The organism is Kribbella sp. CA-245084, assembly GCF_050942355.1.
In the GTDB taxonomy this organism is placed as follows: Bacteria; Actinomycetota; Actinomycetes; order Propionibacteriales; family Kribbellaceae; genus Kribbella.
Genome location: NZ_CP192053.1, coordinates 8,903,659 through 8,930,452, shown reverse-complemented (window position 1 = coordinate 8,930,452; position 26,794 = coordinate 8,903,659). Strand labels below are relative to the sequence as shown.

Sequence of the window (26,794 nt, the reverse complement as noted above, 5' to 3'; positions counted from 1 at the left end):
CCCGCTGCCTAGTGTCGGTCCCAACGTCGGGTTTCCAAGGAGGACCTATGACGATCTTCGCAGCTCCCGGCCAGGATGGCAGCCCAGTCACTTACAAATCGCGCTACGAGCACTACATCGGCGGCGAGTGGGTACCGCCGTCGAAAGGCCAGTACTTCGAGAACCCGTCTCCGGTCAACGGAGAGAACTTCACCGAGATCGCGCGCGGTACGGCGGACGACGTCGAGCGTGCCCTCGACGCCGCCCATGGTGCCGCGCCCGCCTGGGGCCGCACCTCACCGGCCGAACGGGCGAACATCCTGAACAAGATCGCCGACCGGGTCGAGGCCAACCTCGAGCTGCTCGCGGTCGCCGAGTCCTGGGACAACGGCAAGGCCGTGCGCGAGACGCTCGGCGCGGACATGCCGCTGGTGATCGACCACTTCCGGTACTTCGCGGGCGCGCTCCGGGCCCAGGAAGGCTCCGTGTCGGTGATCGACGACGACACGATCGCCTACCACTTCCACGAGCCGCTCGGCGTGGTCGCGCAGATCATCCCGTGGAACTTCCCGATCCTGATGGCGACCTGGAAGCTGGCGCCCGCGCTGGCGGCAGGTAACACCGTCGTACTGAAGCCGGCCGAGCAGACGCCGGCGTCGATCCATGTGTTCATGGAGCTGATCGAGGACCTGCTGCCGCCCGGCGTACTGAACATCGTCAACGGGTTCGGCGTCGAGGCCGGCAAACCGCTTGCCTCGAGCAACAGAGTTGCGAAGGTCGCGTTCACCGGTGAGACCACGACCGGCCGGCTGATCATGCAGTACGCCTCGGAGAACATCATCCCGGTCACGCTGGAGCTCGGCGGCAAGAGCCCGAACGTGTTCTTCGCCGACGTCGCGTCCTCGAAGGACGACTTCTACGACAAGGCGCTCGAGGGTTTCACGATGTTCGCGCTGAACCAGGGCGAGGTCTGCACCTGTCCGTCCCGGGCGCTGATCCAGGCGTCGATCTACGACGACTTCCTCGGCGATGCGACCGCGCGGACCAAGGCGATCAAGCTGGGCAACCCGCTCGACACCGAGACGATGATGGGCGCGCAGGCCAGCAACGACCAGTACGAGAAGATCCTCGCCTACATCGATATCGGTCAGGCCGAGGGCGCGAAGGTGCTCACCGGAGGGGCTCGCGCGGAGCTCGACGGCGAGCTGGCCGGCGGGTACTACATCCAGCCGACGATCTTCGAGGGCGACAACAAGATGCGGATCTTCCAGGAGGAGATCTTCGGGCCGGTCGTCTCGGTGACCAAGTTCGACGACTACGCCGACGCCATGAAGATCGCGAACGACACGCTCTACGGTCTGGGCGCGGGCGTCTGGTCGCGCGACATCAACACGGCGTACCGGGCCGGGCGGGAGATCCAGGCCGGCCGGGTCTGGACCAACTCGTACCACACCTACCCGGCGCACGCGGCCTTCGGCGGTTACAAGAACTCCGGCATCGGCCGGGAGAACCACAAGATGATGCTCGACCACTACCAGCAGACGAAGAACCTGCTGGTCAGCTACAGCACGCAACGGGCGGGGTTCTTCTGATCATGCAGGTCGACAAGGTGTTGCTCTCGGACGAGGCGGCGGACTGGCTCCGCCGTCTCACCGAGATGCACGGTCCGCTGATGTTCCACCAGTCCGGTGGCTGCTGCGACGGCAGTTCGCCGATGTGCTACCCGGACGGGGAATTTCGAACGGGGTCGGCGGACGTGCATCTCGGCGATCTTGTCGTCGACGGTTTGGACAAACCGATCGGCTTCTGGATGTCCGCGAACCAGTACGAGTACTGGAAGCACACCCAACTCACCGTCGACGTGGTCAAGGGACGCGGCAGCGGCTTCTCGGTCGAGGCCCCGGAGGGCGTCCGCTTCCTGATCCGTTCCCGTCTCTTCACCGACCAGGAGTCCGCAGCGCTCGGACTCCTCTGAAGCGAGTGCCGACCGTCCGGTGGCGTTGCCGGACGGGCGGCACTCTTGTTGTGGTTGACAGATCTTGCCGAAGAGGGAAGGCTCATCCGGAAACTTCTTTCGGAATGATCCGTTCTTAAGTGCGTTGCCCTTCGCCCGAGGTGACCCGCCATGAGACCTTCCTTTCGCGCAGCCCTGACTGCTCTTCTCGTCTTCATTCCTCTTGCGATCACACCCGTCGCCCACGCTTCTGTAGCTGTTCCTTCGCCTGCGCGTGATGCGCTGGTTCGGCTGGTCGGACGGCAGTACGCCGACCAGGTCACGCTGCAGACGCTCGACCGCGGTACCGGAAAGGACTACTTCCGGGTGTTCGCGGTCGGCCGCCGGCTGGTGATCGCCGGGACCACTCCGGCCGTACAGCTGACCGGCTTCGGCTGGTACTTGCGCCACGTCGTACATGCCGACATCGAACTGGAGGGCGAGCAGCTCAACCTGCCGGCGCGGCTGCCGCTGCCGACGCAGCCGGTCGAGCAGCGTGCCTCCGTCGACAACCGGTTCGCGCTCAACGACACCAACGAGGGGTACGCCGGCCCGTACCTCAACTGGACGCAGTGGCAGCGGCGCATCGACGTACTGGCGCTGCACGGCATCAACCAGGTGCTGGTGTACGAGGGGCAGGAGGCCGTGTACGAACAGGCCTTCCAGAAGTTCGGGTACTCCGCCGACGAGCTGCGCGCGTGGATCCCGCAGCCGGCGCACCAGGCGTGGTGGCTGCTGCAGAACGAGTGCTGTCTCGGCAGTCCGATCTCGCAGCAGCTGATCGACCGGCGCGTCGTACTCGGACAGCAGATGGCCGATCACCTGCGCGAGCTGGGCATGGTGCCAGTCCTGCCCGGGTACTTCGGCACTGTGCCGTCCGGCTTCACCAGCCGGAACCCTGGTGCGAAGACTGTGCCGCAGGGTAAGTGGGACGGCCTGGCCCGGCCGGACTGGCTCGACCCGACCAATCCGGTGTTCGCACAGGTCGCAGCCGAGTTCTATCGGGTGCAGACCTCGCTCTTCGGTGACAGCACGATGTACAAGATGGACCTGCTGCATGAGGGCGGTACGGCTGGGGACGTCAGTGTTCCGGACGCTTCTCGCGCGGTGCAGGCTGCATTGGAGACTGCGCATCCGGGTGCGATCTGGACGATTCTAGGGTGGCAGAAGAACCCGCTGCCGGCCACGCTGCAGTCGATCGACCGGTCCAAGATGCTGGTCGTCGACGGCATCTCCGAGGCGCCGAACATCACCGACCGGGACAAGGACTTCCTGGGTACGCCGTACGCGTTCGGGACGATCTGGAACTTCGGCGGGCACTCGAACCTCGGCGCGAGCCTGGCGTTGTGGAACCAGAAGTTCCATGCCTGGTTGGACAAACCGGGTACTGCGCTGAACGGTATCGCGCTGATGCCGGAGGCGATCGACAACAACCCGGCCGCGGTGGCGTTCTTCACCGACCTGGCCTGGCAGAGCCAGCCGGTAGACCTGCAGCAGTGGTTCGCCGACTACGCCACGAGCCGGTACGGCGCTGCTGACCCGCATGCGATCGCTGCGTGGCGGATCCTCGGGAGCACTGTCTACAGCTGGCCGGCCGAGGCGGACAGCAAGCACCCGACCGGGCTGTTCGACTACGAGCCCAGTCTGGGCGTCAGCGGTACGGCGATCCCGTATGACCCGGAGGTGTTCCGTCAGGCGCTCGGTGAACTGCTCGCGGTGCAGCCTGCGCTGCGGCGGAGTACGGCGTACCGCTATGACCTGGTGGACGTTGCGCGGCAGGTGGTTGCTAATGACAGCCGGACGTTGCTGCCGCGGATTGCGACGGCGTACCACTCTGGTGACCTGACTGCGTTCCGGAAGCTCACTGCGGACTGGTCGCGGCGGGTGGATCAGCTCGACGATCTGCTTGGTACTGACGACAACTTCCTGCTCGGGTCGTGGCTGGCGGGCGCTACGGCGCAGGCTGCTTCGCCGGAAGAGGCTGCGGCGTTGCGGTACGACGTGCGCACGTTGTTGACGGACTGGACTGGTGCAGCGACTCTGCAGGACTATGCCCGGCGGGAGTGGAACGGGCTGGTCGGCGACTACTACGGCGGTCGGTGGCGGACCTACTTCGCTTCGCTCGACAAGGCGCTGTCTACGGGGCAGTCGGTTGTGCCGACCGACTGGAAGGCTTATGCGGAGCAGCGGGCGCACACGGATACGCCGTACCCGGTGAAGGGGCGGGGCGACGCTTATCAATTGGCGTCGCAGATCGCGGCGATTCCGACCGGGGCGGTGCGGGTCGAGCCGGCGGTGCGCGGGGTCCGGGCTGGTGCGACGGTGCGGGTCACGGCGACGTACACCAACACGAACACGCTCCGGGCGGCGCGTGCGGTGCGGGTGGGGCTGAGCGCTCCGCCGGCGTACAACGTGAAGCCGGTCGGGCCGACCGTGGCCGCTCAGGTTGCGCCTGGTGGGACGTTCAGTGTCGCTTATTCGGTCACTGTCCCTGCTGTTGCACATCCGTTGGACGTGCCAACGTTGACCGCCACTGCGAGGTGGTCGTCCGCTTCGGAGTCTGCCAGTACTCGGTTGTTGGTCAGCGGTGACGTCAGTACGCCGTGGCAGACGATGTCGACGAACGATGCGTCGTTTGCTGTGTCGGGCGACGACGTGGGGATCGCCGGTGGCGGCGACGACATGTGGAAGGGCACGGATGAGCACGGCACCGTGTATCGCTCGCAGGTGCTCGGCGAGGGGCAGGCGGTGACCAGTGAGGTCACCTCGCAGGACGCGACCGCGCCGTACGGCCGGGCGGGGCTGTTGGTCGGCAACGACCTGTCGGCAGCTGCTCCGGTCGGCTACGCGAACATTGCGGTCACTCCGCAGCATGGGTGTCTGTTCAGTTGGGACTCTGACGGTGACGGGACGCTGGACACCTACACGGCGGCGGATGGGTTCACTGAGCCTGTGTACGTGCGGATTGCCCGGTCCGATGGGCGGCTCAGCGGCGCCTGCAGTCAGGACGGAGTGAACTGGACAGTCGCCGGGTCGGCTGTGGTGCCGGGCGCTGCGGCGGTCCAGGACGTCGGTGTGTTCATGAGCGCTGTGAACACGCACACCGGGGTCACGGGAGTCGCGACGTTCCACGGTTTCACGCTCGCGCCGTACGCACCGCGCGACACGTCCGCCGACGCCGTACTGAGCGTCGGCAAGCCAGTCACCGCCCTAGGCGCGGAAGCCGGCCACCCCGCCACCGCAGCCAACGACGGCAGCCGCTCGAACAACCCCTACTGGGGAGGCCCACTGGGCCCGACGTGGTGGCAGGTGGACCTGGGCGCACCATCCCTCGTCTCGTCCGTCAACATCCGCAACTACGTAGACGGCACCCGCTACTACAACTACCGCCTCCTAGGCAGCCAAGACGCCACCCACTGGTACCTCTTAGGCGGCCGCCAGGGCACCACCCCAGTAACCGACCCCGGCGACACCTTCCACACCGAAACCACCACCCGCTACATCCGAGTAGAAGGCATCTCCAACTCCGCCAACAACACCTTCCACCTAACCGAAGTAACCGTCACAGGGGCGGCTGGGTAGCGTCACGGGCGCAGCGTCCGGCCTGGGATGAGTCACTGACGCTCTACCTGACTGCTGGCAGGTTACAACCCGCTAGCGGTTACATACCCGCCATCGATGCCCCCGGCAACCTCCGTCAGATGGTTGGGATGACTAACGGGTTTCCCGGGTGGATCGGGGCGGTGATGGCGTGGGTGGTGCCGTCTACCTCGACGGACTCGAGGTCCAGGTGGCCGGCTTTGCAGGTGAGGGTGAGGGTGTTGGGGGTGTGGGTGGCGGTGGCCCAGCCGGTGTTGGTGGTGAAGGGGAAGTGCCAGGTGTCGGCTGAGCGGGCTAGGGGGAGTGGGGCGAAGGTGATGGATTTGGTGAGGGCGTTGTGGTGATAGCCGGTTAGGGCTTCCAGGACGGACCAGCCGGCGGCGTTGCGGATGTAGTGGTCGCCGCATTCGATCGGGTTGAACGGGTTGCGGCGGGTGCCGTCGTACCGGGTCCAGAGGCCGTTCAGGATCGACATGCCTTCGTCGGTGAGGCCTTCGTACAGGCAGTGGGCGGCTACTTGGTACTCCGATCCCGTCCACACCTCGTCGCAGTACCGGGTGGGTACGTCGGGCCGCCCGCCGTGGGGCCAGGTGCACATGAGGAGCCCGGTGTCGTCGGCGTCTGCGAAGACGCGGTACGGGTGGTCGAAGTCGTGGAACCCGGTCCGCAGGTTATGGCGTACTACGTTGCGCAGCGCGGTCCGCACGTGGTCGGCCGGAAGGATGTAGCCGAGCTCGAGCTGATGCGCCCACCACTGCCCGATCAGCTGGTCCGCGAGGCAGCCATCGCCCCACTGGAAGTCCCTGGTCTCGTCCGGCCCGAGGATCTGCCGGTAGTACTCGCCTGTGAACAGCAGTTCGTCGTACGCCTTGCTGCCGGCCTCGAACAGCTTCCGGTACGCCGTACCGTCCTCACCGAGCAGCAGCGCCATCTCCTCAGCAGCACGCAACGCCGCCAACCACAGCGTGCCCATGAACGAGTTGACGCCACACAGGTCGATGTCGTGCGTGCTGGGCTGGATGCCACGCAGTACGCCGTCCTGCAGCCACTTCTCGTGGATGTGGTCGAGCAGCCGGACCACCTGAGGCCAGCGTCGACCCAGCCAGTCCAGACCGGCGCCTTGGCGCACCTCGCGGTACGTCTTCAGCACACTGCCGAGCATCCCGTCCAGTGCGGGCTCCTCCGGGCCGCCGATCACCACGTCCCACAGCTGCTTCATGTAGAGCGGTGCGCGGACGCGGTGCGGGATGTACCCCTCCGGCGCCTGCATCACGTCGTACTCCGTGTCCCGCATGTTCCGCTCGAGCGACGGGAAGAGGCGGGAGAGCGTCTGCTCGTAGTTCCACACGTGCGTGCAGTTGAGCGGACACGAGCCGCCGTACCGACCGCCCCACATCCCCGTGGACGCACCGAGCACGCCCTCGAACCCCAGTACGTCGCCGTCAGCGGTCTGGAACACGGTCGGGCTCCGTACGTCGGCAACGAGCGCAGCGAGCCGTGAACCCGCCTCACCGGGCAGACTGCTCGACTCGAACGCCTCAGCCCACGCAGTGGTCAGCGCTTCCTGCTCGGACCACTGGGAGATGAAGGACTCGGCCGCGGCGACGGCGTCCGGCGTACGACGGGTGTACGCGTTGCCGAGCCAGAAGCGGCTGTGGCCGTACTCCGGGTGCGGGCCGAACTGGTTGAAGTCGACGTATCGGTTCGGGAAGTGCCACGCGATCAGGAACCGTACCTGCTTGGTCTCACCGGGCTCGAGGTTGAACGGCACCGCCAGGCCCCCGTTCCAGGTCGAGCCGGCGGCGCTGGGCCCGCTGGCCGGGGTGACCGGACCGTTGAGGAAGGCAACGAATTCTTCCGGGCGGGACCACTGCGGGTGAACGAGCGAATCAGCTGCATCGGCGCAGAGCACCAGTTGCCCAGAACCGGGATGGTCGATGGGCAAGGCAGTGTTCTCGAGGACGAGTTGCGTCCAGCCGGCTGCTCGTCGGACGCGGTTGGTGTTGCCGCCGTACAGGCTGCACGTGGTGCCGTCGATGGGGGTGACGCCGTCCCAGCCGACCGAGTTCTGCAACGCACCGGCCAGCTTCCCGTGCAGTGCGAACTCACCCGGGTTGTGCAACGTGAACGTGAACGCCACCACCGGCTGCGAGCTCGCCTCCGCATCACTCGACACCAGTGGGTTGAACACCAACAGGCTGACGTCAACCGGCAGATCAGCCTCGTAGTCCACACGTGCCTGGGGGTACGTCGCAGTCACCCTGGTCGGACCGATCGGCCGAATGACTTCCTGCAGTCGCCTCTCACCAGCCGGCACCACGTCGTCAGTCACCAGCGGAGTATCAGTCGGCTCCAGCGGTGGCCCCTGCAGCAGACGAACCTCATCCAGCGGCGGCTCGACCTGCGAGAGACGAAGGGCGAAGAAGCTGTCCGGCACATGCCCCTCGTGGTTGCCGATGTTGTGCAGTTGCCACTGGCGCAGCGCACCGTTGCTGGCCAGCGCGACCGTGCCAGTGCCGAGCCCGCCGAGCGGCAGAGCGAAGTGTCGAAGGTTGTCACCGGTGTAGTGCATGTTTCTCCGTCCATGTACCAGCAGAGGCGAACAACGCCACCGGGCCGGGGGCGAGCAGAAGCAGCGAGGCAGTTACAGACGTGCCTAGTAACAGAGCCACGAAGGCGAGCGCTAGTACGCCGAGGGGCACTAGTGGTGCACGTGCAACTAGTTGCAATGCAGCTATCCAGAGCGTCTTGCCGCGCAGACCGGCGGTCACCCGCAGGCTGAAGGCATAGCAGGAGGCGAGCAGCAGCAAGACACCCGCACAACAGCTGACTGCGAGCGGCACCGCGAACAGCGGGCCGGAGTACACCTGCCAGTTGAGCAGCGCGAGCGCGGTGACGACGGCCGGCACGCAGGCGACCTCGAGCCCGGCGAGAGCCTGGCGCTTGGCGTTCCGGAGTAGCAACAGCACGCCGCCGCCAGAGTCGCGGACGATGGAGTCGGTCGTGGCAGTCACGGCTGCCCACGTCGGTCCGACGAAGACAGCGCCCAGCAGGAGGCTGATCGGGGACAGGCCGGGGCTGACGAGGACGACGAGACCAGAGGCCGCGCACACCAGGACACCCGCGGCAGCCAGGACCGGGAGCTCGTGCCACAAAGCCTTGAACGCGTTGGGTAGATAGGTCATGCGCGGATACCTGTCGACGCGATGGAGGCGATGAACGAGCGCTGGAAGATCAAGAAGAGCACGAGGATCGGCAGGACGACCAGCGTGATCGCGGCGAACAGGACCACGGCCGGACCGCCTCCCATGGCGCCCTGCAGTGACACCAGCCCGACAGGCAGCGTCATCTTCTCCGGGGACGACAGGAAGATGTACGGCCAGAAGAAGTTGTTCCACGACGCCTCGAAGACGAAGATGCCCAGCGCGGTCAGGCCGGGTCGCGCGAGCGGCAGGATCACCCGGAACAGGATCCAGAAGTGGCCGGCGCCGTCCATGATCGCGGCCTCGTCCAGCTCCCGCGGGATCGAGGAGATGTACTGCCGCAGGAAGAAGATCCCGAACACGTTCACCAACGCCGGCAGCCAGATCGCCACCGTCGTGTCCACCAGATGCAGCCAGCGCATCATGATGAAGATCGGCACCACGGTCAGCTGCACAGGTACGACGAGTGCCGCGAGCAGCACCGAGAAGATCTGATCGCGCCCCGGAAACCGCAACCGATTGAACGCGTACGCCGCCAACGCGCTGGTGAGCAACGCACCCGCCGTCGTCAGCACCGCGATCTGCAAACTGTTCCAGGCCATCTGGGCGAACGGGATCAGATCCGGCACCTGCTGGAAGTTCTGCAGCGTCGGCGGCCGCGGGATCCACTGCGGCGGCAACTGAAATGCATTGATCGGCTGCGACAACGCGGTCACGATCAACCAGACCAACGGCGCGATCATCAGCAGCCCGCCGAGCACCAGGATGAGGTCGAGCAGCTTGCCCTTCACTGATGCACCCACCGTCGGCTCAGCCGGAACTGCAGCCCGGTCACGACCATGATCACCACGAACAGCACGAGCGACAGTGCAGCGGCGTACCCGACCTCGAAGGACTGGAAGCCCTTCTCGTACGTGTACTGCACGATGCTGCGGGTCGCGCCGTCCGGACCGCCCTGCGTCATGATCACCATCGGGTCGAAGATCTGGAACGCGCCGATGAACGTGATCACCGTGGCGAAGAAGATCGTCGGCGACATCACCGGCAACGTCACGCTCCAGAACCGCCACCACGCGTTCGCGCCATCAACACGCGCTGCCTCGAGCAACTGCGCAGGCACCGTTTGCAAACCGGCGAGGAGGATGATGAACGTGTACCCGATCGTGTGCCACCAGTCGACGACGATCAGCGTTGGTAGTGCCCACGTTGGCGATGCCAACCAGTTCGTCGTCGTCGAGAGGTAGTAGTTCGCCAGCCCGAAGGCCGGATCCAGAACGTACTTCCAGATCAGCGCGACCGCGGCCCACGACACCAGAAACGGAAAGAAGTACGCGGTCCGCACGAAGTACTTCGTCCCGCGCGTCATCGTGCGATGCACGCCGAGCGCAAGCAGCATGCCCAGGCCGATGTGCGTCACCACCGAGGCCAGCGCAAAGACGAAGGTGTTGACCACCGCGCGGATCGTCGCACCGTCGGTGACCAACTGCTTGAAGTTGTCCAGCCCGGCGAATTCCGGCGTACTCAGCAGATCCCAGTGGAACAGGCTCAGCCCGAACGCCGCGACCAGCGGCAGGGCGACGAAGACGACGAAGAGCAGGACGGCAGGGCTGATGAACAGGTAGCCCGGCAGCCAGTCCCGGCGGTTCGGTTTCAAGGGGGGTTTCAGACCAATCCCTCCAGCGCGGTCTGTGCCTTGCCGAGCGCGTCGGACGACGAGGCATTGCCGGTGAGGACCTGCTTCCAGCCGTCCTCGATCGCCTTCTGTACGGCGGCGCCCTTGTCCGGCGACGGGATCGGCGTCGCGTAGGACAGCGCCTGGTACAGGTACTCCGTGCCCTTCGGCGCGTCCTCGAGGAACGACTGGCTGTTCGCGACCGACTTGCGGGCCGGCACGATCGTCCCGCCGAGCTGGGCGAAGAACGACGAGCCTTCCTTGGAGATCAGGAACTTGATGAACGTCCAGGCGTCGTCCTTCTTCTTCGACGCCTTCAGGATCGGGTACCCGTTCCAGCCGACCGGCGAGCCCTGTCCGGCCTTCACCGGCCACGGCACGATCCCCATCTTCGCGGTCGCCTTCAGGTTCCGGATGCTGATGATCGGCCAGCGCCCGCCGCCGAACATCGCCAGCTTGCCCTGCGCCGCCGCGGTGGTCGCGTCGAACGTGCCGCCGGGCGGCGGCGACAGCTTGTCCGCCACCAGCTTCCGGTTGAAGTCAGCGGCCTCGATGACGCGAGGGTCGTCGTACGTCGGCTTCGACCAGTCGTCGCTGAAGCTGCTGGTCCCGTTCGTCAACAGCCACGGCATGATCGCGGCGAAGTACTCCGGACCCGCGGCGTACCCGAACGCGCCGGTCTTGGCCTTGATCTGCTCGCACGCGTGCCGGAAGTCGTCCCACGTCCACTTCGGCGTCGGCTCCGGTACGCCGGCCTTCGCGAACAGGTCCTTCGAGTACCACATGCACATCGTGTTGAACTCGCCCGGCAGGTAGTACGTCTTGCCGTCGGTCGACGCGTACTTCTTGTCCCACTCGACCAGGTTCGGATCCATGTCGCCGTAGTACTCGTCGATCGTCGACTTGTCCTTGGCGATGTAGTCGTCGAGCGGCGCGAGCAGACCCTTGGAGGCGAACAGCCGCTGGCCCTCGGTCGCGATCTGGATCACGTCCGGCACCTGACCGCCGGCGATCCGGGTGGACAGCTTGTTGAAGAAGTCGCCCCAGTTCGACAGTGGGATGCCCTCTGCCTTGAGCTTGATCTCCGGGTGCTGCTCGGTGAACTTCGCGAACAGCTTGTTCCACGTCGCCTGTTGCTCGGCCGTGCCCATGTACACGAACGAGAGCTCCTTGGACGACGAGCCGCCGCCGCTTCCACCCCCGCCACCGCAGGCGGCGAGCGCAGCGGCAAGCGCCGTACCGCCCGTCACCTGGAGGAAGTTCCGCCGACTCAACAGGGGCTGATCCATGACCGGTCCTCCAGGCAGGGAAATCGATTTCTCGAAGGTTCCCGGCAGCATAGCCCCGGCTGTCCAAACCGTGTCAAGATGCGGGACCCGGGAAACTCAGGGGGAAACCTTCATCGCCGTGCGCACCCTGCGTAAGCCCGCGATCACGCGGAAATTCTGGTCCGATCGGTGCGGGTGTCATGGGTTCACCCATGACATTTGTCAGTGGTCCGATCGCTGGCATCCGCTCACCCGGCCGACGGACGATGCGAACACCCCCCATTAATGCTGGCCTCCGCCCCGGCCGATTGGGCTCGTGAGCGGAGGCCTGCCCAACTCGAGGAGTCCAGTTGAGGCAACGGATTCTCGTGTCCGCCCTGGGCGTCGGCGCACTGGCCGTCGCGGGACTGACCGTCCAAGCACTATCCGCATCGGGAGCCGACGCGGCGACCCCCTACACCGCCGGGAAGCATGCCGCCCGCGTGTGTTCGACCGCCAAGGTCAAGCACACCGCAAGCTGCAACGCAGTGAAACTGGTGAACCCGGACGGGTTCGCACCGGCGGCCAGCGCGCCGCCGGCGACCGGCCTGACCCCAACCGGTCTGCGTGACGCGTACAAGCTCAACGGCCTGAGCGCAGGCGGTCGCACGGTCGCTATCGTCGACGCCTACGGCTACCCGAACCTGGAGCGTGACCTCGGCGTCTACCGCTCCCAGTTCGGCCTGTCCGCGTGTACGACGGCCAACGGCTGCCTGAAGGTCATCAACCAGACCGGCGGCACGTCGCTGCCGCGGTTCAATGCGGGCTGGGCCGGCGAGCAGGCGCTCGACGTCGACGCGGTCTCCGCGGCAGCGCCGGACGCGAAGATCGTCGTCGTACAGGCCAACTCCGCCAGCTTCGCCGACCTCGGTACTGCGGTCCAGACCGCCGCCAAGCAGGCCGGTGTGGTGGCGATCTCGAACAGCTACGGCGGCGGCGACGCCTCCGATGCCACCTATGGCGCGTACTACAACCACCCGGGTATCGCAGTCACCGCATCCACCGGTGACGACGGCTACCAGGGCGGCAGCTACCCGGCGTCCTCGTCGTACACGACGGCCGTCGGCGGTACGTCGTTGGTTGCCGCCAGCAACTCTCGGGGCTGGAGCGAGAGCGTGTGGAGCGGTGCGGGCTCGGGCTGCTCGACGTACAACACCGCATTGCCGGGCGCAGCGTCGTTCAGCACCGGCTGCTCGAAGCGTGCCATGGCGGACGTCTCCGCCGCGGCCGACCCGGGCAAGGGCGGCATGGCGATCTACTACCCGACCAGCAAGACCGCGTCGACCTGGGCGCAGTTCGGCGGGACGAGTGAGGCCGCGCCGATCATTGCCGCGGTCTACGCGCTGTCCGGCAACACCAGCGGCTACGCGAACGCGTTCCCGTACGCCCACCCGGGCTCGCTGTTCGATGTGACCAGCGGCAGCAACGGTTCGTGCCCCACGACCCAGTGGTGCAACGCCCGTACCGGTTGGGACGGCCCGACCGGCCTCGGTACTCCGAACGGCGCCGGCGCTTTCTGACACGCCGTAACACTCTGGGCGACCGGACTGTGGCTGCATGCAACCATTGTCCGGTCGCTCCTAGTACTGTTCCGAGCACGAAGGACAACCCTCAACTCCACGACATTCCGGGGATTTCTCTTCCCCGGACGCTCCGGCAGGCTTAAGGTCAGCCCCCGGGACGGGTCGTGGAGGGCGATCCGCTAATACGAACTCCATGGAGATTTTCTGTGACAACATCACGCAGAGGGCGGGGGCTCCTGGCAGTCTCGGCCGTCTCCGCGGCTGCCGTCGTGCTGGCCATGACCGCCGGTGGCGCGGACGCCGCGCAGAAGCCCGGTGGCGCCGACGCGAAGAAGCCTGCCCAGGCCGACAAGCAGACGTCGGGCAAGGAGCGTAAGGGCAACTACGACGCCCGGACGCCGAACGCCAAGACCACCTACGCCCGCACCGCCAAGGTGCAGGGCAAGGAGACGGCCGCGTCGAAGAAGTACCGCGAATCGCTCGGCAGCCAAGGCGTCGTGCAGGTCGACCCGAACACCGGCACCCCGGCCCAGGTCACCAAGCTGAACGGCTTCCTGACCGGCAAGAGCGCCAAGAAGGCCACCGACGTCACCCTTGGCTACGTGAAGGCCCACCCGGAGATCTTCAAGCTCTCCGACGCGGACCTCGGCACGCTGAAGCTGCGCAAGGACTACGTCGACGACCTCGGTACCCACCACATCTTCTGGACCCAGGTGGTCGACGGCGTCGAGGTCTTCGGCAACGGCCTGAAGTCCAACGTCACCAAGAACGGCCAGCTCATCTCCGTGATGGGCTCGCCCGTGTCCGGCCTTACCACGGCCGCCCAGGCGCGCTCCGCCGAGGCTGCGCCGAAGGTCTCCGCGGCCGGCGCCCGCAGCGCCGCGATCAAGGACGTCGGCGGTACGGCGAAGTCCGCGTCCGCGACCACGTCCGGCGTGAACACCAAGTGGAGCAACGGCGACACCGCCAAGCAGGTGTGGTTCCACACCGCCGACGGGCTGCAGAAGGGTTGGCTGACCTACACCAACTCCGGCGGCCAGAACATCTACAGCCATGTCGTCGACGCCCAGACCGGTGCCACGCTCTACCGCAAGGACCTGGTCAGCGAGGGCAACGGCGACGCGCTCGTGCAGGACTACTACCCGGGCGCGGCCAAGGGCGGTACGCAGCGCACCGAGAACCTGATCTACAACAAGTGGCTGCCGAAGAACGCGAAAACCCTCCTCGACGGTACGTCGGTCTCGGCCTTCGCCGACGTCAACGACGACAACGCCCCGAACCCGGGTGAGACGGTCAAGGTGCCCGGCACCAAGACCGGCTCGGAGTACAAGCTGACGACCTTCCAGAACGCCTCGTCGTTCTGCTCGGCCGCGTTCATCTGCACCTGGGACCCGGCGAAGCCGGACTCCTGGAAGACCAACATGAACCAGGACGTCACCAACGCGTTCTACCTGGCCAGCAACTTCCACGACTGGCTGGCGAAGCCGCCGATCAGCTTCACCCCGGCGGCCGGCTCGTTCGACGCCGCGGGCGGCGACCCGGTGATGCTGAACGCGCTGGACGGCGCGGCCACCGCCGCTAACGGCGGCCCGGACGCCAACCACATCGACAACGCGAACATGTCGACCCCGCCGGACGGCCAGTCGCCGACCATGCAGATGTACCTGTGGCACTTCCCGGGGACGACCGACGAGCAGGAGGGCTACGTTCCGTCGAGCGGCGCGAACGACGCCAGCATCCTGTACCACGAGTACACCCACGGTCTGTCGAACCGCCTGGTCGTCGACGCCACCGGGAACTCCACGCTGAACAGCATCCAGGCCGGCTCGATGGGCGAGGCCTGGAGCGACTTCTACGCGATGGACTACCTGGTCTCGCACGGCCTTGAGAAGGACACCACCGCTCCCGGCGAGGTCCTCGAGGGCCGGTACGTCTCGCACGGCGAGCTGTTCCGTACGCAGGCGATCGACTGCCGCGTGAAGGCGGTCAGCCCGAACTGCATCCAGCCCGACGGTTCGAAGGGCGGCTACACCTACGCCGACTTCCCGACCATCGGCGGTACGCCCGAGGTGCACGCCTCCGGTGAGGTGTGGGCGCAGACCCTGTGGGACCTGCGTGAGCGCTTCGGCCGGAGCTACGCGATGAGCATCATCACCCGCGCGATGGAGCTGTCGCCGGCCGACCCGACGATGCTCGACATGCGCAACGCGATCGTCCAGGCCGACCTGGTCGCCAGCGGCGGCAAGAACGCCGACACGATCTGGACCGTCTTCGCCAACCGCGGCATGGGCTGGTACGCCGGTGTCATCGACGGCGGCGACAGCTTCCCGGCCGAGGACTTCCACAAGCCGCCGACGGGTGCGACCACGACCCTGACCGGCACGGTGAAGGACAAGGACACCGGTGCTCCGGTGGCCGGCGCGCTGGTCTACGTCGGCGGCCACTCCTCCGGGTACGCCGGTGACTACGCCGGCACGACCGATGCCAACGGCAACTACGCCATCACCGGCGTGGCACCGGGTACGTACCCGAAGCTCGTGATGTCCGCACCGGGGTACGAGCTGCTGGTGCAGCCGGCCATGGTCAAGCCCGGCGCCAAGGCGAACTTCGCGCCACGTCGTAACTGGGCCGCCTCCTCCGGCGGTGGCACGGTAACCGACTTCAACGGTCCGGACTTCACGCCGCAGTGCGGCCCGGCGTTCGCGATCGACAACGCCCAGGGCACCGGCTGGGGCAGCACGACCGGCGACGACAACGGCACGCCGACCAACACGATGATCGAGAAGCACGTCGACATCAAGCTGCCGGCGAAGGTCAACGTCAGCGGGTTCAACATCGACCCGTCCAACACCTGTGGTGACCCGGGCAGCGCTTCGACCGGTGGCTACCGGGTGGAGACCTCGGCCGATGGCACCACCTGGGCGGTCGCGGCGTCGGGCACCTTCGACGCCACGAACCGGGGCAAGTACAACCTGGTCGCCCCGACCGGCAACGCGACCGGCGTCCAGTACGTCCGGTTCGTGATGACGAGCCCGCAGGTTCCGGACTTCAAGACGAACTGCCCGGACGGCGCGTTCGGTGGCTGCCAGTTCACCGACATGACCGAGATCCAGGTCTTCGGCAAGAAGTAACGCAGTACTGCGTGAAGGCCGGCCGAGCTCTTTGCTCGGCCGGCCTTCACTTGTGTTTGCCGGGTTTGGCCGGCGGGACGGTCTGCGCCCACTCGGCCCAGTCGGCGAGGGCGGAGTACAACCGGATGCCGGCTTCGATCGTGACGCGCATCGACTGGGTCTGCTCGCTGTACCCGAATTCGCCGCGGTCCTTGCGGGCCGCGTAGTCGCGGTACTGGTCGGCGAGCTCGCGATAGTAGGTCGCCTCGGCCTCGAGGTGGCGCTGCAGTTCGTCGGTGTCCATCATCCAGAAGAACAGTGAGCGCAGCAGCGGCTGCAGCCGCATCGTGTGGTCGACGTCGACCTCGGTCAGCCAGCGCTTCACTTCAGTGGTCCCGGCATCCGTGATCCGGTAGGCCTTTCGCCGCCGCGGTCCTTCGCTCTCGACCTCGACCAGACCCTCGGCAGCGAGCTTGTTCAGCTCGGCGTAGATCTTCGGGTGCTGCGCCGGCCAGATCGATCCGAGCACCTCGGTGAACCGTCTGGCCAGGTCGTACCCACTGGCCGGCCCTTCGGCGAGCAGCCCGAGCAACCCGTGCCGCAATGACATGTCCACCTCCTTCGCTGTACCGCCATCTTGACATGTCCGGTGGGACATGTGCATGCTCGAACATGTCCCTAGGGACATGTCCATGAGAACATCTGCGAGGAGTTCATATGAGTGAGGCACGGGCAGTTCTCGTCACCGGATCAACCGGCGGCATCGGCACGGCGACGGTCCGGCTGCTACAGAGCCGCGGCTTCATCGTGTACGCCGGAGCGCGCGGGCCGGCTGCATTCGAGCCGGGGGTCCGGGTGGTGCCGTTGGATGTGGCGGATCCATCGAGTGTCGCGGCGGCGGCCAAGCGCGTCGCGGGGGAGGTCGACGGGCTGTGGGCAGTGATCAACAACGCCGGCGTGATCGTCCAGGGTCCGCTCGAGCTGGTGCCCGCCGATGAGTGGCGCCGACAGCTGGAGGTGAACACGCTCGGCCCGGCCTCGGTGATCCGTGAATTCCTCCCGCTGCTGAGAGCAGGCTCAGCCGCGGCCGGCTCTGCGACCAGCTCTGCGAGCGGTCCTGGGGGTCGGGTTGCTGGGCGGATCGTCAACGTGAGTGCGGCGACGGGCCGGGTGGCGATGCCGTTGCTGGGCGCGCTCTCGGCGAGCAAGGCCGGTTTGGAGGCCCTGTCGAACGCGCTCCGACTGGAGCTGGCAGCCTGGAAGATCCCGGTGGTGGTGATCGAGCCCGGGACAACGCAGACAGAGATCTTCACCCGGGCCGGCGCAGCAGCGGATGTCGCGCTGCAGCAGGCTGATCATGACCGGGTCGACTTGTACGCAGAGCACCTGGCCGCCTACGAGAAGGCGATGAGCCGGTTCAAACCGGGTCCGGTAGACAAGGTCGCCAAGGTCATCGTTCGTGCCGTGGAGGCCCGCCACCCACGTCGCCGGTACGCCGTCGCGGAGGCCCGCACACTGGGCGCAATCCTCCCGAAACTCCCAGCAGGATTAAGAGATCGCGTCCTCAGCGGAGCCGTCGGCCTGAACGGCATCAAGCCGTGAGAGATAACGCGCCAGGTCTGGCCGCGGACCATCGGAGTCGACACGCGACCGGAACTGGGCGATGAGCACGATCGTTCTGATCGGCGCTACCTCAGGCCTCGGACGCCGCGCGGCCGAGCAGCTCACCGCGGGTGGGCATCGGCTGTTCCTCGTCGGACGTGATCCGGAGCGTGCGGCCGCGCTGGCCAAGCAGTTGCCGAACGCAACGGTTGTCGCAGCGGACGTGTCGGTGCGATCCGGCGTCGAGCAGGTCGCGGCCGAGATCGCGGACCGGGCCGAGCGGATCGACGTACTGATCAACAACGCGGGCGTGATGACGCCGACCCGACAGGTGACCGCGGAAGGGATCGAACTGAACCTCGCCGTACACCATCTGGCTCCGTGGTCGACGGTCGCGTTGCTGGCGCCGCTGATCCCACCCGGCGGTCGAGTCGTGAACGTGAACTCCGAGGGCCACCGGTCGCCGATGCGCGGCGGGGTCGTGCGGCTCGATTCCGCGCGATTGGCGGACGGAGCGGAATCGTTCGATCCCTTCCTCACCTACAGCCGGAGCAAGCTGGCCAACCTGCTGTTCAGCTACGAACTGCAACGGCGCCGCCCGAAGTGGGGTGTGGTCGCCGTACATCCAGGCGTCGTGCGGACAGACCTCGGCCGCCAGTTCCCACGCCTCCAAGTCGCCGCAATCTCAGCCTTCGCCCTCCCCGCCCGCCGCGGCGCCGAACCCCTGGTCCAGCTAGCCACCAGCAACACCCAACCAACCGGCTACTACGACCGCTTCACGAAGGTCCGTTCATCCACCATCTCGTACGACGAATCCCTGGCCCGCGAGGTCTGGACCGCAACCGAGCAGCTCCGCCCGCATGGTGGACAACGGATAGTAAGTGTAGTGGATTAGTCTAGTTTCGGTGTGTGGAAATCGTCAGACTTCGGGGGTCGGCTCGCCTAGGTGGAGGGTGGGGCGGCTACCGAGCCGCGTTCTATCAGGGTTGGTGTGAGGGTGGTGCGGCGGACGCGGCGGTTGGTGTCGACGGCGGATGTGACGCGGGTGACGACGTGGGTGACCAGGTCGTCGAGGGGCCAGTGGAACGTCGACAGGGGCGGCGTGAGCAGTTGGGACATCGGCTGGTCGTCGTAGCCGAGCAGGGACAGGTCGTCCGGGATGCGCAGGCCGAGCTCGCGGCTGGCGGCGTACACGCCGAAGGCCATCGAGTCGGCGAGCGCGAGGATGCCGGTCGGGCGGGTCGTGCTGGTCAGCAGCGTCCGCGCGACGTCGGTCGCGCCGGCCAGGTCGTGCGGGCACTGCAGCAGGCGGATCTCCAGTCCGAGGTCGGCCGCCACCCGCTGGGCGAGCTCCTCGGCGGGGCGCTCGACCTCGAAGGGTCGGGTCGGGCTGAGCACGGCGACGCGGCGGTGACCGGCGTCCGCGAGCCGGCGCAGCGCCGTACTGACGCCGGTTTCGTTGTCGAAGATCACCTCGGACTTCGCCTTCGCGCCGGGCAGGGCGTCGCCGATCGCGATCACCGGCGCCTGCTTGGCGATCTCGGCCCAGCCTTTGGCAGCCGGGTCGATCGGGATCACGACGATCGCGTCAGCGCGATGGTCGACCAGGTGCTGGGCGAGCTCGAGCTGCCGGTCGGCGTCGCCGGCCGAGTCGATGATCCAGGCGTTGCGGTCCGGGGCGAGCAGCTCTCGGCCCAGCGCGGCTGCGACGCGTTGCTGCCAGAGGTCCTCGAGGGACGCGCACAGCACGCCGATGGAACCGCTGCGGCCCGAGGCGAGCGCGCGGGCAACCGGATCGGCTTGGTATCCGAGGCGGTCGGCCGCGTCCTGGACCCGCTGCCGGGTCTCGGGCGTGCCGTGCAGACCGCGCAGCGCGTACGACACAGCGGCCATCGAGAGCCCGGTCTCGGCGGCGATGTCCTTGAGGGTTGGCCTCCGGCCGGTTCCGGACATGCCCACGACCCTAGCCCGCCCCTCGGACAAAAACTTGACAAGCACCTCTTTGAAGCGCTTCACTCTAAGCATCCTGAAGCGCTTCAATCTGATCAAACTCCGGAGAGGGGGAGCCGATGATCGACGTCCACCAGCACCTGTGGCCGGAAGCGTTCGTCGACCGGCTCCGGGCGCGCCGCGAGCCGCCGTACCTCGACGGCTGGACGCTGCACACCGCGACCGAGGCGCCGTACGACGTGGATCCCGCGGCGCACGAGCTCGGCAAGCGGGTAGCGCTGGAGCAGGACGCCGGTACGACGCTCGCCGTGGTGTCGCTCTCGAGCCCGCTGGGCGTCGAGGAACTCGGGGATGCCGAACTACTCAATGGTTGGCATGAAGGCGCCTCGCTCTTCCCAGAGCCGTTCAAGGCCTGGGCATCCGTCGATCTCCTCAATCCTGAGGTCGAGCAGCTGGAATCCCTTCTGAGCAAGGGATTTCTCGGCTTGCAGCTGCCAGCACATGTGCTCAGCTCACCCTCGTCCTGGGAAGCGCTGGGCGAGTTGCTGCGGACCCTGGAGCGGTCGAACAAGCCGATCCTCGTCCACCCCGGCTCGGCCAGCTCGAACGAAGCGCCGTGCTGGTGGGCGCCGGTCGTCGACTACACCACTCAGCTGCAAGCGGCCTGGTGGGCGTGGCATGTGTTCGGCGGACGGCGCACGTACCCGCGCCTGCGGTTGTGCTTCGCCGCCGCGGCCGGACTCGCGCCGGTGCACCACGAGCGGCTGGCCGCCCGCGGCGGGCGGCTCGGCACCATCGACCCCAATCTGTACGTCGACACCTCGAGCTACGGCCCGCAGGGGATCGACGCGGTCGCGCGGATCCTCGGCATCGACCAGGTCGTGCACGGCACCGACCGGCCGTACGCCGGGACCACCGACCTCCGCCAGGGCGACGCCGCGACCGCGGTGATCCGCCACGACAATCCACACCGGCTCCTGTTCGGCGCCGGTACTACTCCTGAGAGGGGAGTGCAGTGACTGCCCAGCCGATCGACGTACCGAACGTCCCAGCTCGCCAGGCCAGCCGGCTCGTGGAGCTCAACAACTGTCTGTCGCTGGATGACCTTCCGGGCCGGGACCTGAGTCCTGACGAACTGTCGGAGCTGGCCGCGTCGATCGCCGCGCAGCCGCACCTGTGGGAGGACCAGGTCGCGTACTCCGACGAGGAGCGGGTCTTCGCCTCCCTGCACCGCGACGCGAACGTCGACGTCTGGCTGATCTGCTGGACCCCGGTCAACGACACCGGCTGGCACGACCACGACGTCTCCTCCGGCGCGGTCGCGGTCGCCCGCGGCAAGCTCGTCGAGCACAACCTCGCCATCGGCGTCGAGTCGGTCGAGACCGAGGTCGAGGCCGGCGACGTCTACGGCTTCGGCCCCGACCACATCCACCGCCTCACCGGCCTCGACAAAGGCAGCGTCACCGTCCACGCCTACAGCCCACCCCTGTGGCGCATGGGCCAGTACTCCGTCAAAGAAGGCGTCCTCCGCCGAGTCTCCGTCTCCTACGCCGACGAACTCCGCCCCATCGACTGAGCGACAACGCTCGCCGAGTCGTGGCAACCGGCTCCGGGCCAGTTCGCCGAGTCGTGGAGAGTGGTTCAGAAAATCTGCCGCGATCCACGACTCGGCGTTCGGGGTCGGAATCATTCGCCACGACTCGGCGGGGTTGTGGATGACGCGGGCCGACGGGTGTGCGCGTCGCCTCTCGATCTCTTTGGGGCATCTCGGGGCAGATGGGTCTGCCCCGGGATCTGGCCTGCCTGGGGGTGGGTTTTGTGTTCAGACTCGGGTGTCATGACGATGCACTTGGAGCTCGAGGAGCACTACACCGAGCGGTACGACGAAGCGAGCCGGCTGGGGTCGACTGTCAAAGGGCGGTTGGAGCTGGCCCGGGTACAGGACCTGCTGAACAGGTACCTGCCACCACCTCCCGCAGCAGTCGCGGACATCGGCGGCGGGCCTGGCGTGCATGCGAGCTGGATGAAACGCCGCGGGTACGACGTGGAGCTGCTCGACCCGGTCGAGCGCCACGTCCAACAGGCGACCGACGCCGGAATCAGCGCAGTACAAGGCGATGCGCGGCGGCTGCCGTGGGAGGACGAGGAGTTCGACGCCGCGTTCGTGGCCGGGCCGATGTATCACCTGCGGGAGCCGGCCGAACGCCAGCTCGCGCTGCGTGAGGCGATCCGGGTGACGAAGCTCGGCGGGTTCGTTGCGGTGGTTGCGATCAACCGGGCCGCCAATCTGATCGGGTCGGCCCTGGCCAACACGTTGATCGAACGGCAGGCCGTGGTGACGGACATCCTGCGCGACGGGTACAGCCCGCGCAACGATCGGATGGCGCACACGACGTACCACACCGTCGCCCAGCTGCGGGCCGAGCTCACCCACGCCGGCCTGCGCGGCGTGATGATCCACGGCCTCACCGGACCGGGCGGCTGGCTGACCGTGATGATCGACGCACACTACGGCGACCGTCCGCTCCCCGACAGTCTCCAGGAGCCGGATCCGCTGCGTACGGCGCTCGAGTGCGCGCGGCTCGCGGACAGGTATCCGGAGATGGTCCAGTCGAGTTCTTTGCTGTTCGGAGTAGGCCAGCGGGCAGATCTCTGACTAAGGTCAGAGGATGGGTGTTGTGGAGGTGCGGCGGTTCAATCGGATGGTGACGCAGCGGGTGGGGGCGTTGCAGGAGGACTATTTGGCGCGCGGTCGTCCGCTGGGGGAGGACCGGGTGTTGTGGGAGATCGGAGCGGACGGGTGTGACGTGCGGACGTTGCGCGCTCGGCTTGATCTCGACTCCGGGTATATGAGCCGGCTGCTGCGCTCGTTGACGAGCGCTGGGCTGGTGCAGGTCGAGCCGAGTGCGGCGGATGCGCGGGTGCGGATGGCGAGGCTGACGAAGAAGGGGCTCGCCGAGCGGCGCGTGCTCGATGCGCGGTCGGATGACTTGGCGGCCTCGATCCTCGAACCGCTCGACGAGCGGCAGCGGGCCCGATTGACGGCGGCGATGGACGAGGTCACCAGGTTGCTCACTGCGTCGATGGTCCGGGTCGAGATAGTCGATCCGCGGTTGCCGATCGCGCAGTACTGCCTGAACGCGTACTTCGAGGAGCTCGGGCGCAGGTTCGAGGCCGGGTTCGACCCGGCGCGGAGCATCTCGGCGGATCACGCCGAGCTGACGCTCCCCGCCGGGTTGTTGCTCGTGGCAACGTTGCGTTCGGAGCCGGTCGGCTGCGGTGCGCTCAAACTGCACGGCTCCGAACCGGCCGAGATCAAACGGATGTGGGTCTCACCGGATGCGCGCGGGCTCGGGCTGGGCCGCCGGCTGCTGGCGGAGCTCGAGCGTACGGCGGCCGCCCACGACGCCACCGCCGTACGACTCGAGACCAACCACAACCTGAAGGAGGCGATCGCCCTCTACCGCTCCTCAGGCTTCAAGGAGGTGCCGGCATTCAACACCGAGCCCTACGCGCATCACTGGTTCGAGAAACCCCTCTGAGAACTACGGCATCCGGAGTTGGCCGAGGAGACCGTGGGTTTCGTCGTCCGGGCCGGCGGAGAACCAGAGGGCCTCGGTTCCGCCGGTGGTGGCGGTGCCTGGGAGGAGTGCCCAGAGGCCGTCGATCACCAGGGTCCTGCCATGGCTGTTGCGGACCTGGCCGGCGAAGCTGTAGCCGCCGTACCGCTTCGGGTGGAAGATGTTGATCCGCCCGTCGCCGAAGTTGCCGACCAGGAGCGTGCCGGTGGGCTCACCCCAGGTGGCCGGGGCCAGGGCCATGCCCCAGGGCGCGTTCAGCGTGCCGTGGGAGGCGACCCGGGCAACGAACCTGCCGTCGGCGGTGAACTCGTCGACGAAACCGAGACCGTGACCGGCGATCTCGTCGCCGGTCTTCGCGTTGACCTTGGCGTAGGCGACGAAGACCCGGCCGTTGAGCGTCTGCACGTTGAACGGGCCGTACCCCTTCGGCAGCCGGAAGTCCCGGAACGCCCACCTCGGCTTCTTCACCAGGGTGAACGTGCTGTCGAAGACGTCGATCCTGCCCTGGACGAAGTTGGCGGCGTACAACCGGTCCCCTGATCCGGTGGTCGCGATCGCCAGCCCCTTGTAGACCGCGCCTGGCGTGGTGGCCTTGATCTCGGCCGGTCCCATCAGGGCGTCGACCCGCGGACTCCAGGCGGCGATCTGACCGGTCTCGGTGGCGAAGATGAAGGCGGCCGGAGCGCTGGTCGTCCCGTTGCTCAGGACGAACCCCGTGCCGGCATTGTTGACCTGCCCGGTCGGCAGCGGCACCGTCACCCGGACGGCCGACGACTTGGTCACCGTGTTCGAGCCGGGCGCGGACGAGTAGAGCGTGGATGTCGACGTACTGTTGTTCGACACCCAGAGCGGGGTGGTCGCGCCGAGCGACAGACCCCACGGGTTCACCAGGTCCCCGTCCTGGAGGACCGCCTTGCCCTTTTGGTCCGAGACCAGGTTGACCTGCTGTACGGCGAGAGCGTGGTGCGATCCGTGGGCGCTTGCGGTCGCGGGGGTGATCAGTGCGAGGCCGCTGACCAGTGCGGTGGCAACCGCGAGTGGCCGGCCCTTCGAGCGGAGTGACATGTCACTTTCCTGTCGGTAGGGATGCGGAACACCATCGATACGACCGGGTGGGCTAGGCGGTTCAATCGCCGCAAGGTAGACATGGCGGAGTACTCGGGTGGGGAAGCATTGATGAAGTAGAAGGGGGAATCCATGCCAGATCTAGCGATCGAGCCGCTGAATCCGTCGATCCTGCCGATGTCGGGGAAGTACAGCCACGGGGTCCAGGTCGACGGCGCGCAGCGGATGGTGTTCGTCAGCGGGCAGGTGCCGTGGGGTAACGAGCAGGGCCGGGTGCCGGAGACGTTCGAGGCGCAGTGCCGGATGGTGTGGCGGAACGTGCTGGCGGTGCTGTCCGAGGCGGGGATGGGAATCCGGAACCTGGTCAAGGTGACGACGTACCTGTCCGACCGGCAGTACCGCGCGCTGAACGCGAAGATCCGCGAAGAGGTCCTCGGCGAGCACGCCCCGGCGCTCACGGTCGTCATCGCCGACATCTACGCGGAGAACTGGCTGCTCGAGATCGAGGCCGTCGCGATGGCCTGACCGGTCCACCCGGTCCGGAATGGCTATGGAAACCCGCTGCGGTCCTGCTTAGCGTCGAGCTATGAGGATCAGGGTTGTCGACGCGTTCGCCGATCGTCCGTTCAGCGGCAATCCGGCCGCAGTGTGCCTCTTCGACGCCGGGGCATGGCCCGACGAGGCCTGGATGCAGGCCGTCGCCGCCGAAATGAACCACGCCGAGACTGCCTTCGCCAGGCCGTCCGAGCGAGCCGACGCGGACTGGGATCTGCGCTGGTTCACGCCGACGAAGGAAGAGGTGCTCTGCGGGCACGCAACGCTGGCGACCACCCACGCGCTGGCTGCGGACGGCAAGGTGTCCGGCAAGGTCGCCTTCGCAAGCCTGAGCGGCATCCTCGTCGCGACCGTCGAGGACGACGGGATCACGCTGGACTTCCCGGTCAACCGGCCGTACGAGGTGCCGGCCCCGGACGGGCTGGCCGCGTCGCTGGCGGTCGAGCCGCTCGAGGTGTACGTCGCGGGCGAGCTCCGTGACCTGCTCGTCGTCGTCCGTGACGAGGCGACGGTCCGAGGGGTGGTTCCGGACTACGCCGTGATGGCCGGGATCATCCAGCGCGAGAAGCTGCGCGGCGTGATCGTGACGGCGCAGGGTTCGGGGTACGACTTCGTCTCGCGGTTCTTCGCGCCGGGCAGCGGGATCCCGGAGGACCCGGTGACCGGGAGCGCGCACACCAGTCTGGCGCCGTACTGGGGCGAACGCCTCGGACGGAACGAACTGGTCGGCTACCAGGCGTCCGCCCGAGGCGGAGTCGTGCAGGTCAGCTCATCCGGCGACCGCGTCTACCTGAAGGGCCACGCGATCACAGTCCTGGATGGCGAACTTCTCGTCTAGGCCCAGGTCTCGGCGTGGGTCGCGACGCCGTTCGGGGCGATGAGTTCGGTGACGACGTCCTCGGCGTCGGCGTCGAGCGGCTCGAACGGCGGCTCCGGTACGACGTACGCCCGCGCTCCGGCGACCATCTCGATACCGGGCAGCTCGAACCAGGCCTCGCCGACCTCGCGGCTGATCTCGTAGATCGCCTGCTCGGCGGAGTCGACCGGCTCCCGCTCGCCGGACTCGTCCAGCTCGGCCGGGTGCCGCTCCTGCGCGGCCCGGCCGGCCTCCAGCAGCGCGTCCAGGTCGACCACGCGGAGGTCGAACCGCGACACCACACTGATCACGTGGTCCGGCTCGACGTCTTCCTCGTCCGCGTCGTCGTCCGGCTCGTCCAGCAGCAGCGGCGTCGTACCGGTGTGCTCGAAGACGGCCTCGTTCCAGTCCTCGACCACGCCTTCGAGCGCGGCGTTGTGGTCGAAGAGCTCGGAGTTGTCCTCGTCGCCGGTCATCGCCAGCAGCGCCTCGGTGTGGGCCAGCAGGCGCTCGGCCAGCTTCTGGCTGGCGTCGGCGAGCGCGGCCCGGGTCTCCGCGGAGAAGAACTGCTCGGCGGGGGCGGGGGTGTCCAGTTCAGTCACGTGCGGGATCTTCCCTTGTCTGTCGGTGGGGATGCCAGCCGTAAGTATGTGAGAAGCCTGTGAGAGCTCCGTCAGCGGGTGTGAGAGGCCTGCGAGAAGCCTCCTGACCGGGCAGCTAGCGGTGTGCAGTGAACCTATGAGTACTTTCACCGCGAGGTCGTGCCGTCATGGGTGACGTCATCTATCTCGCAGTCAC

General features: G+C 67.1%; 22 protein-coding genes. 13 read left to right on the top strand and 9 right to left on the bottom strand.

The features are described 5' to 3' along the window. Positions 1–47 precede the first annotated feature (47 nt). The 3 genes from exaC (at position 48) to ACQPYH_RS42910 (ending at position 5,554) form a co-directional block, all read left to right on the top strand. Positions 48–1,571 carry an acetaldehyde dehydrogenase ExaC gene (gene exaC / locus ACQPYH_RS42920; protein ID WP_432883971.1) on the top strand — a complete coding sequence of 508 codons (1,524 nt, stop codon included), beginning with the start codon at positions 48–50 and terminating at the stop codon, positions 1,569–1,571. 2 nt (positions 1,572–1,573) lie between these two features. After that, the gene (locus ACQPYH_RS42915; RefSeq protein ID WP_432883968.1) at positions 1,574–1,954 is read left to right on the top strand and encodes a DUF779 domain-containing protein; all 381 of its coding nucleotides are present in this window, start codon (positions 1,574–1,576) and stop codon (positions 1,952–1,954) included. A 150-nt stretch (positions 1,955–2,104) separates the two neighbouring features. Then, entirely contained in the window at positions 2,105–5,554 is a 3,450-nt protein-coding gene (locus ACQPYH_RS42910; RefSeq protein ID WP_432883966.1) for an alpha-N-acetylglucosaminidase TIM-barrel domain-containing protein, read from the top strand. 115 nt (positions 5,555–5,669) lie between these two features. Here ACQPYH_RS42910 and ACQPYH_RS42905 read toward each other — a convergent pair whose 3' ends face one another. From ACQPYH_RS42905 to ACQPYH_RS42885, 5 genes are read right to left on the bottom strand one after another with little or no spacing between them, the layout of a single operon-like run. Beyond that, a complete protein-coding gene (locus ACQPYH_RS42905) occupies positions 5,670–8,144 on the bottom strand; it encodes a GH116 family glycosyl-hydrolase (protein ID WP_432883964.1) in 2,475 nt (824 codons plus the stop codon). After that, positions 8,128–8,757 (bottom strand): hypothetical protein, encoded by a 630-nt coding sequence (locus tag ACQPYH_RS42900; RefSeq protein WP_432883961.1) that lies wholly within the window; start codon positions 8,755–8,757, stop codon positions 8,128–8,130. The genes ACQPYH_RS42905 and ACQPYH_RS42900 overlap by 17 nt, the downstream gene beginning before the upstream one ends. Continuing rightward, positions 8,754–9,578 carry a carbohydrate ABC transporter permease gene (locus ACQPYH_RS42895; RefSeq protein ID WP_432883959.1) on the bottom strand — a complete coding sequence of 275 codons (825 nt, stop codon included), beginning with the start codon at positions 9,576–9,578 and terminating at the stop codon, positions 8,754–8,756. Before ACQPYH_RS42895 ends, ACQPYH_RS42900 begins: the two co-directional genes overlap by 4 nt. Then, a complete protein-coding gene (locus tag ACQPYH_RS42890) occupies positions 9,563–10,429 on the bottom strand; it encodes a carbohydrate ABC transporter permease (protein ID WP_432883956.1) in 867 nt (288 codons plus the stop codon). The genes ACQPYH_RS42895 and ACQPYH_RS42890 overlap by 16 nt, the downstream gene beginning before the upstream one ends. 8 nt (positions 10,430–10,437) lie before the next feature. Beyond that, a complete protein-coding gene (locus tag ACQPYH_RS42885) occupies positions 10,438–11,736 on the bottom strand; it encodes an ABC transporter substrate-binding protein (RefSeq protein ID WP_432883953.1) in 1,299 nt (432 codons plus the stop codon). A 329-nt stretch (positions 11,737–12,065) separates the two neighbouring features. Between ACQPYH_RS42885 and ACQPYH_RS42880 the strand changes: the two genes are divergently transcribed. Together ACQPYH_RS42880 and ACQPYH_RS42875 are read left to right on the top strand one after the other, a co-directional pair. Beyond that, positions 12,066–13,274 (top strand): S53 family peptidase, encoded by a 1,209-nt coding sequence (locus ACQPYH_RS42880; RefSeq protein ID WP_432883951.1) that lies wholly within the window; start codon positions 12,066–12,068, stop codon positions 13,272–13,274. A 209-nt stretch (positions 13,275–13,483) separates the two neighbouring features. Further along, a complete protein-coding gene (locus ACQPYH_RS42875) occupies positions 13,484–16,408 on the top strand; it encodes a M36 family metallopeptidase (protein ID WP_432883948.1) in 2,925 nt (974 codons plus the stop codon). 46 nt (positions 16,409–16,454) lie between these two features. Here ACQPYH_RS42875 and ACQPYH_RS42870 read toward each other — a convergent pair whose 3' ends face one another. Then, on the bottom strand, positions 16,455–16,997 hold the full coding sequence (locus ACQPYH_RS42870) for a helix-turn-helix transcriptional regulator (RefSeq protein WP_432883946.1): 543 nt from the start codon (positions 16,995–16,997) through the stop codon (positions 16,455–16,457). Between the two features lie 107 nt (positions 16,998–17,104). Between ACQPYH_RS42870 and ACQPYH_RS42865 the strand changes: the two genes are divergently transcribed. After that, the gene (locus ACQPYH_RS42865; protein WP_432883944.1) at positions 17,105–17,989 is read left to right on the top strand and encodes an SDR family NAD(P)-dependent oxidoreductase; all 885 of its coding nucleotides are present in this window, start codon (positions 17,105–17,107) and stop codon (positions 17,987–17,989) included. A 61-nt stretch (positions 17,990–18,050) separates the two neighbouring features. Beyond that, complete coding sequence (locus ACQPYH_RS42860) at positions 18,051–18,884, top strand: SDR family NAD(P)-dependent oxidoreductase (protein ID WP_432883941.1); 834 nt, start codon at positions 18,051–18,053, stop codon at positions 18,882–18,884. A 47-nt stretch (positions 18,885–18,931) separates the two neighbouring features. Here the strand turns inward: ACQPYH_RS42860 and ACQPYH_RS42855 are convergent, their stop codons facing one another. Then, complete coding sequence (locus ACQPYH_RS42855; protein ID WP_432883938.1) at positions 18,932–19,942, bottom strand: LacI family DNA-binding transcriptional regulator; 1,011 nt, start codon at positions 19,940–19,942, stop codon at positions 18,932–18,934. A 116-nt stretch (positions 19,943–20,058) separates the two neighbouring features. On the opposite strand from ACQPYH_RS42855, the gene ACQPYH_RS42850 reads away from it, so the two are divergent. The 4 genes from ACQPYH_RS42850 to ACQPYH_RS42835 all read left to right on the top strand — a co-directional run bounded on the left by ACQPYH_RS42850 (position 20,059) and on the right by ACQPYH_RS42835 (position 23,481). Then, positions 20,059–20,958, top strand: coding sequence for an amidohydrolase family protein (locus tag ACQPYH_RS42850; RefSeq protein WP_432883935.1), 900 nt, complete (start codon positions 20,059–20,061; stop codon positions 20,956–20,958). Then, entirely contained in the window at positions 20,955–21,515 is a 561-nt protein-coding gene (locus ACQPYH_RS42845; protein WP_432883933.1) for a cysteine dioxygenase, read from the top strand. The genes ACQPYH_RS42850 and ACQPYH_RS42845 overlap by 4 nt, the downstream gene beginning before the upstream one ends. A 261-nt stretch (positions 21,516–21,776) precedes the next feature. Further along, a complete protein-coding gene (locus ACQPYH_RS42840; RefSeq protein ID WP_432883930.1) occupies positions 21,777–22,595 on the top strand; it encodes a class I SAM-dependent methyltransferase in 819 nt (272 codons plus the stop codon). Positions 22,596–22,608: 13 nt separating this feature from the next. Beyond that, on the top strand, positions 22,609–23,481 hold the full coding sequence (locus ACQPYH_RS42835; protein WP_432883927.1) for a GNAT family N-acetyltransferase: 873 nt from the start codon (positions 22,609–22,611) through the stop codon (positions 23,479–23,481). 3 nt (positions 23,482–23,484) lie between these two features. On the opposite strand, the gene ACQPYH_RS42830 is transcribed toward ACQPYH_RS42835, so the two are convergent. Next, the gene (locus ACQPYH_RS42830) at positions 23,485–24,585 is read right to left on the bottom strand and encodes a TIGR03118 family protein (protein WP_432883924.1); all 1,101 of its coding nucleotides are present in this window, start codon (positions 24,583–24,585) and stop codon (positions 23,485–23,487) included. Between the two features lie 132 nt (positions 24,586–24,717). Between ACQPYH_RS42830 and ACQPYH_RS42825 the strand changes: the two genes are divergently transcribed. Continuing rightward, entirely contained in the window at positions 24,718–25,110 is a 393-nt protein-coding gene (locus tag ACQPYH_RS42825) for a RidA family protein (RefSeq protein WP_432883922.1), read from the top strand. 61 nt (positions 25,111–25,171) lie between these two features. Then, a complete protein-coding gene (locus ACQPYH_RS42820) occupies positions 25,172–25,978 on the top strand; it encodes a PhzF family phenazine biosynthesis protein (protein WP_432883920.1) in 807 nt (268 codons plus the stop codon). Here ACQPYH_RS42820 and ACQPYH_RS42815 read toward each other — a convergent pair. Further along, positions 25,975–26,598: a hypothetical protein gene (locus ACQPYH_RS42815; protein WP_432883918.1), complete on the bottom strand. Its 624-nt coding sequence runs from the start codon at positions 26,596–26,598 to the stop codon at positions 25,975–25,977. The genes ACQPYH_RS42820 and ACQPYH_RS42815 overlap by 4 nt on opposite strands. Positions 26,599–26,794: the final 196 nt, after the last annotated feature.

Excerpts from the sequence above, each read along its gene's own strand:
- ACQPYH_RS42820 (WP_432883920.1), top strand. The coding sequence starts at position 25,172 with ATGAGGATCAGGGTTGTCGACGCGTTCGCCGATCGTCCGTTCAGCGGC.
- ACQPYH_RS42910 (WP_432883966.1), top strand. The coding sequence starts at position 2,105 with ATGAGACCTTCCTTTCGCGCAGCCCTGACTGCTCTTCTCGTCTTCATT.
- ACQPYH_RS42855 (WP_432883938.1), bottom strand. The coding sequence starts at position 19,942 with ATGTCCGGAACCGGCCGGAGGCCAACCCTCAAGGACATCGCCGCCGAG.
- ACQPYH_RS42915 (WP_432883968.1), top strand. The coding sequence starts at position 1,574 with ATGCAGGTCGACAAGGTGTTGCTCTCGGACGAGGCGGCGGACTGGCTC.
- ACQPYH_RS42850 (WP_432883935.1), top strand. The coding sequence starts at position 20,059 with ATGATCGACGTCCACCAGCACCTGTGGCCGGAAGCGTTCGTCGACCGG.
- ACQPYH_RS42830 (WP_432883924.1), bottom strand. The coding sequence starts at position 24,585 with ATGTCACTCCGCTCGAAGGGCCGGCCACTCGCGGTTGCCACCGCACTG.
- ACQPYH_RS42870 (WP_432883946.1), bottom strand. The coding sequence starts at position 16,997 with ATGTCATTGCGGCACGGGTTGCTCGGGCTGCTCGCCGAAGGGCCGGCC.
- ACQPYH_RS42900 (WP_432883961.1), bottom strand. The coding sequence starts at position 8,757 with ATGACCTATCTACCCAACGCGTTCAAGGCTTTGTGGCACGAGCTCCCG.
- ACQPYH_RS42825 (WP_432883922.1), top strand. The coding sequence starts at position 24,718 with ATGCCAGATCTAGCGATCGAGCCGCTGAATCCGTCGATCCTGCCGATG.
- ACQPYH_RS42860 (WP_432883941.1), top strand. The coding sequence starts at position 18,051 with ATGAGCACGATCGTTCTGATCGGCGCTACCTCAGGCCTCGGACGCCGC.
- exaC (WP_432883971.1), top strand. The coding sequence starts at position 48 with ATGACGATCTTCGCAGCTCCCGGCCAGGATGGCAGCCCAGTCACTTAC.
- ACQPYH_RS42865 (WP_432883944.1), top strand. The coding sequence starts at position 17,105 with ATGAGTGAGGCACGGGCAGTTCTCGTCACCGGATCAACCGGCGGCATC.
- ACQPYH_RS42835 (WP_432883927.1), top strand. The coding sequence starts at position 22,609 with ATGGGTGTTGTGGAGGTGCGGCGGTTCAATCGGATGGTGACGCAGCGG.
- ACQPYH_RS42905 (WP_432883964.1), bottom strand. The coding sequence starts at position 8,144 with ATGCACTACACCGGTGACAACCTTCGACACTTCGCTCTGCCGCTCGGC.
- ACQPYH_RS42885 (WP_432883953.1), bottom strand. The coding sequence starts at position 11,736 with ATGGATCAGCCCCTGTTGAGTCGGCGGAACTTCCTCCAGGTGACGGGC.
- ACQPYH_RS42840 (WP_432883930.1), top strand. The coding sequence starts at position 21,777 with ATGACGATGCACTTGGAGCTCGAGGAGCACTACACCGAGCGGTACGAC.